At 46.3% G+C, this 10,000-nt stretch carries 8 protein-coding genes; 2 read left to right on the forward strand and 6 right to left on the reverse strand.

Annotated features, from left to right (window positions below; genetic code table 11):
* The 3 genes from LDL40_RS11375 to rluD all read right to left on the reverse strand — a co-directional run.
* Nucleotides 1-1,225: Clp protease N-terminal domain-containing protein (locus LDL40_RS11375; protein WP_300995498.1), on the reverse strand; the 1,225-nt coding region annotated here is incomplete at its 3' end.
* 97 nt (nt 1,226-1,322) lie between these two features.
* Nucleotides 1,323-2,057, reverse strand: coding sequence for a peptidoglycan editing factor PgeF (gene pgeF / locus LDL40_RS11380; protein ID WP_300995499.1), 735 nt, complete (start codon nt 2,055-2,057; stop codon nt 1,323-1,325).
* Nucleotides 2,057-3,031: a 23S rRNA pseudouridine(1911/1915/1917) synthase RluD gene (rluD, locus tag LDL40_RS11385; protein ID WP_300995500.1), complete on the reverse strand. Its 975-nt coding sequence runs from the start codon at nt 3,029-3,031 to the stop codon at nt 2,057-2,059. The genes pgeF and rluD overlap by 1 nt, the downstream gene beginning before the upstream one ends.
* A gap of 126 nt (nt 3,032-3,157) precedes the next feature.
* Between rluD and LDL40_RS11390 the strand changes: the two genes are divergently transcribed.
* Nucleotides 3,158-3,910, forward strand: a complete 753-nt coding sequence (locus LDL40_RS11390) for an outer membrane protein assembly factor BamD (protein WP_300995501.1) — start codon at nt 3,158-3,160, stop codon at nt 3,908-3,910.
* Nucleotides 3,911-4,103: 193 nt separating this feature from the next.
* Here the strand turns inward: LDL40_RS11390 and radA are convergent, their stop codons facing one another.
* Nucleotides 4,104-5,462 (reverse strand): DNA repair protein RadA, encoded by a 1,359-nt coding sequence (gene radA / locus LDL40_RS11395; RefSeq protein WP_300995502.1) that lies wholly within the window; start codon nt 5,460-5,462, stop codon nt 4,104-4,106.
* Between the two features lie 113 nt (nt 5,463-5,575).
* On the opposite strand from radA, the gene LDL40_RS11400 reads away from it, so the two are divergent.
* Nucleotides 5,576-8,125, forward strand: coding sequence for a PilZ domain-containing protein (locus tag LDL40_RS11400; RefSeq protein ID WP_300995503.1), 2,550 nt, complete (start codon nt 5,576-5,578; stop codon nt 8,123-8,125).
* 10 nt (nt 8,126-8,135) lie between these two features.
* Here LDL40_RS11400 and LDL40_RS11405 read toward each other — a convergent pair whose 3' ends face one another.
* Nucleotides 8,136-9,032: an alpha/beta fold hydrolase gene (locus tag LDL40_RS11405; protein ID WP_300995504.1), complete on the reverse strand. Its 897-nt coding sequence runs from the start codon at nt 9,030-9,032 to the stop codon at nt 8,136-8,138.
* A partial coding sequence (serB, locus tag LDL40_RS11410; protein ID WP_300995505.1) for a phosphoserine phosphatase SerB occupies nt 9,032-10,000 on the reverse strand: 969 nt, incomplete at its 5' end. The genes serB and LDL40_RS11405, both read right to left, overlap by 1 nt.

The raw sequence follows: 10,000 nt of genomic DNA on the forward strand, positions 1-10,000 counted from the left end.
GCTTTGAATCCATCTGCATTCTGATACTGGACGCCGCTTCGTCTATTAAATCAATAGCCTTATCCGGCAATTGCCTGTCGCTGACATAACGGTGCGACAAAGTCGCGGCCGCCACTATGGCCGGGTCGGTAATTTCTACCGCATGGTGCAGCTCGTAGCGCTCTTTTAAGCCACGTAAAATAGCAATGGTGTCTTCCACAGAGGGCTCATCCACTATCACTTTTTGGAAGCGCCGCTCTAAAGCCGCATCTTTTTCAATGTATTTACGGTATTCATCTAAGGTTGTAGCGCCTAAACAATGCAACTCGCCTCGTGCTAAGGCAGGTTTGAGCATATTGCCGGCATCCATAGCGCCATCGGCTTTACCTGCACCTACCATAGTATGAAGTTCATCGATAAACAGAATGACGCGACCTTCTTCCTTTGAAAGCTCGTTTAATACCGCTTTTAATCTTTCTTCAAACTCGCCACGGTATTTGGCGCCAGCCAGTAAAGAGCCCATATCCAAAGACAGCACCCGTTTGTCTTTTAAACCTTCGGGTACTTCTTTGTTGATAATACGCAGTGCTAAACCTTCGACTATAGCGGTTTTACCTACACCAGGTTCACCAATCAGTACCGGATTGTTTTTAGTACGGCGCTGCAGCACCTGAATGCAACGGCGGATTTCTTCGTCACGGCCTATCACCGGATCTAACTTGCCAGCCTCAGCTCTGGCTGTTAAATCCACCGTATATTTGGTTAATGCCTGACGGCTGTCTTCTGCATTGGGATCATCCACATTCTGGCCACCACGGATTTGCTCTATAGATTTTTCGACTACAGCTTTGTCCACTCCCAGCAACCGCAGCAAATGACCAAGTTCAGATTTATCTTCACAGGCCGCTAAAACAAACAACTCGCTGGAAATGTACTGGTCTTTGCGCTTTTGCGCGTATTTGTCGCATAAATTCAATAAGTTAATAGTAGAAGCAGACAGCTGGACATTGGCATCCACGCCATCGACTTTAGGCAAACGTTCTAAGGCTTGTGATAATTTAGACCGCAATTCGTTGGTATTGACGCCCATTTTGCTAAACAGATCTTTGGTCGATCCGCCTTCCTGATTCAGCAAGGCAAATAGTAAATGTATAGGTTCAATAAACTGATGGTCACGGCCTAGGGCCATAGACTGAGCTTCAGCTATGGCTAATTGGAATTTACTGGTGAATCTGTCGAGTCTCATACTATCTATCCCCACGTACATCAAACCACTGTTGGCATTAAGATGGGGGAGCGCCGACTAATTATCAAGCAATAAAACGTCAAAAATTTGACTTACATCAATCCAACCAGATACAGGATGCCATCCGGCCTGTTTGACCGTCACGGCGATAAGAATAAAAACGACTTTCCTCTGTAAATGTACAAAAACCGCCACCAAAGATTTGAGTTAAACCTGCAGCAGTCAAACGCAAACAGGCCAGCTGATATAAATCCGCTAACCATTTACCGCTTTTATTTGGAATAGCCACAAAAGCAGCGCCAGCTCTGGCATCTTTTGCTATAAAAGCCTGGCGTACTTCATCTCCTACTTCAAAAGCTTTAGGACCAATGGCAGGACCTAACCAGGCCATTACCTGATGAGGTTCAGCAAACTGTGCCAGCGTTTGTTCCAGCACCCCGTCTACCAAACCACGCCAACCGGCATGAGCCGCAGCCACCTGGGTACCTGCCGCATCACAAAATAACACTGGCAGGCAATCCGCTGTTAACACCACTGACACTACAGCTTTGCTTTTTGTGGTGCTGGCATCAGCGCACACTGGCCCAACAGAAAAATCTGACTGTTCAAGCCACACACAGTCTGTGCCATGCACCTGATTAAGCCACAAAGGTTCAGCAGGCATCTGCGCTTGTTGTCTGAACAGCAGACGGTTCTGCTCGACTGACTGAGCTGCGTCACTGACATGACTGCCTAAGTTCAATCCAGCATAAGGGCCTAACGACACCCCTCCCTGACGGGTGCTAATGGCAGTTTTCACATGCAAAGGCGCAGGCCAGTCGGCTTGGAACATCAGGCAAAGTCCAGACCGTGAATATCAGTGTCCTCACGTAAGGCCAAGGTCAACTGCACCATATCGTCCGGGATTGGCGCATGCCATTCCAAAATCTCACTGGTGATAGGATGAGCTAAACGCAGCATAGCTGCATGAAGCGCCTGACGTTTAAAACCGCGCAACACAGTTAACAAAGCTTCATCGGCTTTACGTGGCGGACGTGGACGACCTGCATATACCGGATCCCCGACCAAAGGGTAGTTGATATAAGTCATATGCACACGGATCTGGTGTGTCCTGCCTGTTTCCAGACGTAAACGCAGCCTGGTGTGAGCACGGAATTTTTCCATCACACGGTAGTGTGTCACAGCTGGCCGACCTGAGCTGGTCACAGCCATATGAGTGCGTTTGGTCGGGTGACGACCAATAGGCTCATCCACTGTACCGCCCGCAGTCATAGTGCCATGACAAATAGCTTCGTATTCACGGGTAATTTCCCGCTCCTGCATAGCTTCGACTAAATGGGTCTGAGCCGGAATAGTTTTAGCTATCACCATCAGACCAGTAGTGTCTTTATCCAGACGATGCACTATGCCTGCCCGAGGTACTTCTGCAATAGAAGGACAGTGGTGTAACAAAGCATTTAACAAAGTACCATCGGCATTGCCGGCACCGGGATGTACCACTAAACCCGCAGGCTTATTGATCACCATAATGTGCTCATCTTCGTAGACAATATTGAGCTCTATAGGCTCTGCTTCAAAACGCTCATCGTCCGGTAACTCAGCCTGGATCACTACAGACTCCCCGCCCAGTAATTTCTCTCTGGGGGTGTTACAGACCTGACCATTGATTTGAACCCAATCGGCTAAGATCCATTCTTTTATTCTGGAACGCGAATAGTCCGGGAACATTTCGGCTAATACCTGATCTAAACGCTTACCAAATAAATGGTCAGGTACAATTTCTGCAAGTTTTATCTGTTTTGTCATGTCGGAACCAGTTATCCTGTGTGCATACCCGAACTGTCTGGGTTAGAATCGGGCCATAAAAGGTTATTTTAACGGTTTTACTCCAGACTAAATAGCCAATAGGTTTAAGTAGTAGCGGATTTTTAAATGAAAGTGAACTTTTTAGCCATAATCGCCCTAGCTTTGACACTAACCGCCTGTGCGGGGAACCAAAAAGCAGAAGATGAATTGGTCAATACCAATCAATCTGCGCAACAAATGTATGAAGAAGCCAAAAATGTGTTGGATTCAGGCCTGTATAACAGAGCTATTGAACTGTTAAGAGCCATGGAAAGTCGTTATCCATTTGGTCCTTTATCCCGGCAAGTGCAGTTGGATTTGATTTACGCTTATTACCAGAGCGGCGATACGACTCAATCATTGGCTAGTATTGACCGTTTTATCCGGTTGAACCCAAACCACCCGGATTTAGACTACGCCTACTACATGCGTGGTTTAAGTAATATCAAGGTTGACGACAACGCCTTTCAGGAGTTTGTTGGTATAGACAGAGCAGACCGTGACTTGTCGAGCACTAAACAAGGCTTTGAAGACTTCAAAATTCTGGTGAGCACTTATCCTAATAGTAAGTATGCCAATGACGCCAGAAATCGCATGTTTGCGATTAAGGAAAAACTGGTTCGTTACGAATTGCTGGTTGCCGATTATTACACGCGACGTGGAGCTCATTTAGCGGCTGCCAATCGCTGTAAATACATAGTGGAATACTATCGTGATTCTCCTCAGGTAGAACAAGCCTTAGTGCTAATGGTCGATAGTTACGACAAGTTAGGTTTAGTCAAATTAAGAGATGATGCCAAAGCGGTATTGTTGCTGAACTTCCCTAACGCCCTTAATTAATATCTCCGTCGGACTTGAAGCCGCAGCTTAGTAGACTGCGGCTTTCGCCCCAGACACATAGTTTATTATTTACCAGAGCTCTTAATGAGATGTAGCCTCGCTGTAACATCGGCGCTTTAGTCTAAAAAGACAGAAATAAAAAAAACGGCTTTTATGCCGTTTTTTTTATTTCTGTTGAGACGTCACAGTGCCGTCATAACGCATCCAAAGCTTCAGATAATTTACTGACAGCAACAACTGTCATACCAGGAATTACCTCTTTGGGGGCGTTGGCAACTGGCACTATGGCGCGTTTAAAACCATGTTTCGCCGCCTCTTTTAAGCGTTCCTGGCCGCTGGGTACAGGACGAATCTCTCCGGACAATCCCACCTCACCAAAAACCACTAACTCGTTAGGCAAAGCTTTATTTTTAAAACTTGAAACTAAGGCCAATAAAGTAGCTAAATCAGCGCTGGTTTCATTGACCTTAACGCCACCCACGACGTTGACAAATACATCCTGATCGGCCATTTGAATACCAGCGTGACGATGTAATACGGCCAGCAACATCGAAATCCGGTTTTGCTCCATCCCCAAAGTAACACGACGAGGATTATTCAGTGGCGAGTAGTCAACCAACCCCTGGATCTCCACCAGCAAAGGCCGGGTCCCTTCCCACAACACCATCACGATAGAGCCCGGCGTATCTTCTTTACCCCGGCTTAAAAATATTGCCGATGGATTTTTCACCTCACGCATACCCTGCCCTGTCATGGCAAAAACACCAAGCTCATTAACGGCACCAAAACGGTTTTTGTTGCCACGCAAAGTACGGAATCTGTTGTCCGTATCGCCGTCCAGTAAAATAGAGCAATCGATACAATGCTCCAGAACTTTGGGGCCCGCCAATGATCCATCTTTGGTTACATGGCCTACCATAATAACAGCAACATTATGCTGCTTGGCGAAACGGGTTAAGTATGCGGCACTTTCCCGCACTTGCGACACACTACCTGGCGCTGACTGAATATCCGTCATCTGCATCACCTGAATGGAGTCGATGACCATGATGCGTGGTTTTTCCTGCTGGGCCAGTTGGCAAATAGTCTCTACATTGGTCTCGGCCAACATCATCAAATTCTGAGTGGGTAAGCCTAGTCTGTGAGCTCGCAGCGCGACTTGTTGCAGAGATTCTTCACCCGTGACATACAAAGCTTTATCTGTTGTCGCTAAACCACACATAATTTGCAGTAGCAAGGTACTTTTACCAGCGCCAGGGCTGCCACCTATTAATATGGCTGAGCCTGGTACTATGCCCCCCCCCAATACCCGATCAAACTCAGCAAAACCAGAGCTAAAACGCGGTACATCCTGCAAATCGACCTGGTCAAGCCGGATCACTTTGGCTGCTGCAGCTCCTGCATAACCGTCAAAACGTTGCTGTTTTGTTACACTTGGCAGACGAACTTCGCTGATACTGTTCCAGCTTCCACACTCAGTACATTGGCCTTGCCAGCGGACAAAGTCGGCGCCACAGTCATTACAGACGTACGCGCTTTTGGTTTTAGCCATTTTTTTATCTCTTTTTATTAAAAGGCACGATTATTGCTTTTACATCGTACAGGTTTTACTCTAACCCAATTATTTGTATAGGACATTTCAGTTCTGTAACTGTTTAAGCGAGCATGACAACAAACGACTTACAAGCTCATTCCAGCGTCCTCGAACGCCTGAAACCCCTTATTAACACTGAGTTGTTTGATGAGGAGTTTCGGCTATTGACCGGGGACTTAGCCAAATCGCAGCAGTTCCTGATCAAAATGGAACTAAAGCGGCTGGCTCAGCCATGCACCTATTATATAGATTTACGGGGCAGGGTCGACGGCGAAGTGCGGCCTTTTGAGCACAAAGGGCAAACACATTATCTGGATGAATTGGCCATTCAGACCTTTGAAAAAGGCTTGAAACAATACGGTCAATACACTATTGGTATTTTTGAAGACGTGACCAATACCAATAACAACTTCAGAGTCAGGCATCAGCAAGAAACCAATAAAAGATTACAGGACGTTTTATCAGGAGAGTTTCCGGATACGGTAAACCCTGCAGGTATCCCATCAGACCTTGACGCCACCGCCAATGATTATAAAGCGGCACACCTGATTCGCTTTGCTGGCTACAGTGTGCGCCGCGAAGAACGGATGAATTTTACTATCGATATCGAAGTGGTGATGCAAGGTGAAGAGCGCTTTCCTGCCACCACCAGTGACCTGTCCGTTTCTGGTTGTAAAATAAAAATCCCTTTAGCTATTGAAATGACAGCAGGGCAAAAAGTTGCCATATTTTTTCGGGGATTAGAGCAGGAGTTTGCCCTGGGCATCAACAATGGCATACCTTATCAGGTGATCGACGTTGAACCAGCAGATAAGAGTTTTTATGTAAGATTAAAGCGTCTGCCGCTGGCAGACGAAAAAGGCTTTTCAGAATTCCTGCATCATTTTATTCATGGCAATAAAAGGCGTTACAAGGTAAATCTCGACAATACATACGAAGCGGTATTCATCAAAGGGTACGAGCAATTTTATTTGCCCAGGATCAGTTCATTGCCCGTATTTCTCTCTGTCAACGAAGGAAAAGCAACTCCGGCTTGCGTGCTGACGACAGAAAATAACAGGCATCTGATGCATTATTTTCAGGATGAACGTCAACAGAATGTTCTGCCACAGTTGTTGCATGTCAGACGCCTGAAGCAATGTCTGGCTAAAGAGGCCAATGAAAACAGCACTGTGCTTTATACCTTTACCCACGCAGCCAAAGGCCGATTATTTTTTTATTCAGCTACCACTGAAGAATTGATGCAACATCCTGAATTGCAGAATGTGTTTTTGGGTTTTGGCGCTGCTAAGCCCAGCTTCAGAGCTTTTAGAATGTCAGTGCTGCGTACTATACCAGCTCATGCTCATATTCCACTGTCCTTGCCAAACAGTGCCGATCAGGAAGTACAAAAGCTAAATCAGCCGCCTACACCTTTAATTGCAAACTTTATCCGGAATCTGCGTTACATAGTGGCTTTGACCGATATCAGTACAGCACAAAGCGCTGCTTTGTATAAAGCGATGAGCTATGACGCTGCTCTGCTGAACCAGTTAAAAGTGTTTGGCCATGCCAAACTTGAAAAGTCGGTTCATATTGAAAGTGCATCAGTGCAGTATGTTAATCTGCGCTCAGAAAGCCGTTTTTTATATAAGACTACTGTAGTGCTGGAATTGGACAAAGGTGGAGACATTCAGTCTTTTAGCCGTGACTTTTCCAGTAAAGGCCTGCAGCTGGAGTGTGCAGAGCCTGTGAGTTTCTCTAAAGGTGATACGGTGCGCATCAGCTTGCCTGAGTTACAAAAAATCACCACCAAATACCAGTTGTCTGGTTTGCCCTATGAAATCATGGCCGTCAGTAAAAATAAGCTGATAATGAACATGAGAGTGATAGATCCAACCAATGATCATGCCGGTAAAATATTCTTTCAGCAGTTGATCAATAACAACAGAAGTAAGCTGACCATGGCGGAGGAGACGCCTAAGTACCCGGGACTTGGTCCGGCATTACGTAATATGTATGTGAAAGCTCTGGATACCTTCGCCTTTTATGTGCATCGTCAGGGTGTGCGTTACAACCTGGATGTTGTCGCTATGGGAGCCAAACCCAGCGCTTTGCATAAACTACTTGCGCATTTTAGTGAAGATCCAGACTCCATCACTGTGCTACCACTGCTCAAAAACAATGCAACCAACCTGCAATTTGCCAATCAGTTGAAAAAGATGAAACGCCAGGAAGTGCCCTTTAGCTACGAGGTGTTTCTGCGTTTTAAACCTGATCAGGATGGGATAGAACATAGTTTTGAAACCAAATTTGATTTCGACTTTCAACTGCACAGCGCAAAAAAAGCTTTTGTTGATGATGTGGTCAACAATGACCTGTTCTTTGCTTTTAAGATCTTTTTATCCCGTACTGGTCGTCCGGACACTGAACACATAGCGAAAGAACTGGGATATGTCAGCACTTACGCCATCCATAAAGCCAAAGTACTGGAAGAAGAACTTTGGAGCGTGGTTGGTGTTGGGGATGTGGTGGATATTACAGACGAAGTACTGTTGCGTTTTAACCTGAGTCATGAGCAAATCGCAAATCAGCAGCAACAACGATTGGCTTTATTAGCTAAGCTGAATTTGTCTGAATAAATGACTCTGGCTAAAGCTGCTTCAGCCACATTTCCAGTTTGGCAAAGTGATCAGTGACAGCGCTTGGATCTGTCAGCATAGAGATATGGTCATAATCCTTCCGATTGCCCTGTTCTTTGCCCAGCAAGGTATAAGTTCCAGAGTTCAAGCCTGTTTCAGCTAAAAATGCCTGTACATCCAATGGATGTCCTAGCAGTTGATCCCTGATGGCGGCAAAATGCCAGCTCTGTGGCCAACTAATAGCCGAGCAGGCTGCGCCATAATCAAAACCGTCAGTTGGATCAATAAAAGCTTCTCCACGGATCCAGCCAATAGTGTCCAGTAAATACTGAGCAGGCTCATTATCGGCACCAAAGCGCCATTGTTTTGCTGGTAAATAACCGTATAAACGGCATAGTAAAGGCGATAGCCAGTTCCAGACCACATCTATATGCAAAAGCTTTTTCAGACCCCTAACACTAATCACTCTTTTAGTACCAAAGGTCACTATGGCTTTAACCTTAGGTATCAATTCAGGAAAACGAGCTAAACTGGCCGCCAGCACTACACCAGCCCATGAATGCGCTATCACCACGACAGGCTGCTGATATAGTTGGTAAAGATGATGAATCAAGGCGGGAATATCCTGACAAATCAATTGTTGCTGACTGTGATTAAAACCTCTGCTGGCTTTGGGCATGGACAAACCACGCCCGGCGAAATCAGCACAAGTAACATGAAAGCCGCGGTCAGCTAAAAAACAGCCCAAGCCACGACCTTTTTCATTGTAAAAAATCCGGCTGTTTTCAATTGCACCATGCAACATCAGCAAAGGGTAAGCTGAATCTGTCTGTATTGGAGTCAACAGGCGTAAATGCAGCTGATAGTCGGTAATAGTTAACCAGTCTGAGCTTTGGTGATGTTGCATCAGGTCTCCAGTAAATACAGTAACTGCAGCAATGAGCCTTGCCGAATAGCAGCTTTGGCCTGCGCCTGCACTTTAGGTTTGGCGTGAAACGCCACCCCAAGAGCAGCAACGGCCAACATTGGTAAGTCGTTGGCCCCATCACCTATTGCTACTGTCTGGCTGGCTGGGATTTGATACTGACTGGCTATCAGCTGCACTACCTCAGCTTTAGTCTGAGCATCTACTACAGCCCCCAGCACTTGCCCTGTTAGCTTACCTTCAATAATTTCTAACTCATTGGCAAATGTAGCTGTTAGCTGCAAACGTTGTTTTAAGGCTTCAGTAAAATAGGTAAAACCACCGGATGCAATCACGACTTGCCATTGATGCTGCTGTAAAAAAGCCACTAAGGTCTCTAACCCCGGCATCAGCGGCACAGCGTCTAATACTTGTTTTAACAGGCTCTCTGGCGCGTTTTTCAGTGTCGCAACACGCTGACGCAAACTTTCCGCAAAATCCAGCTCGCCATTCATAGCTCTGGCTGTCACAGCAGCCACCTGCTCTCCTACACCAGCCAGTTTGGCAATTTCATCAATGCACTCAATCTGAATCGCTGTCGAATCCATATCCATCACCAATACGCCTGGCCGTTGCAACAACACTGGGGCAGACAAATACACCAGCTCGATAGTCCAGCACTCAGTGAGCTGACGCAACGCCTGAATTTGCTCCGTGTTTAACGCTTGCGGTAAATCGAGGCGCACAGCCAAAGCTAAATCAGCATGAGGACGATACAAGCTAAGTGGATAAACAGCCTGTTCCGGCAATAATTGCAGCACAGCAAAAAGCTGTTCAAAGGTCGGGCTGCCAGAAAAAAATCGCAGGCTAGCGCCTGACTGTACTGTCGTGGCTTTTGGCCAAAAATCTGGGGCTTCGACAGGCTCCGGGGCCTGATGCTGGCTCAGATAGAAGCCGGAACTATGCAGTTC

The organism is Rheinheimera sp. (genome assembly GCF_020217005.1).
In the GTDB taxonomy this organism is placed as follows: domain Bacteria; phylum Pseudomonadota; class Gammaproteobacteria; order Enterobacterales; family Alteromonadaceae; genus Pararheinheimera.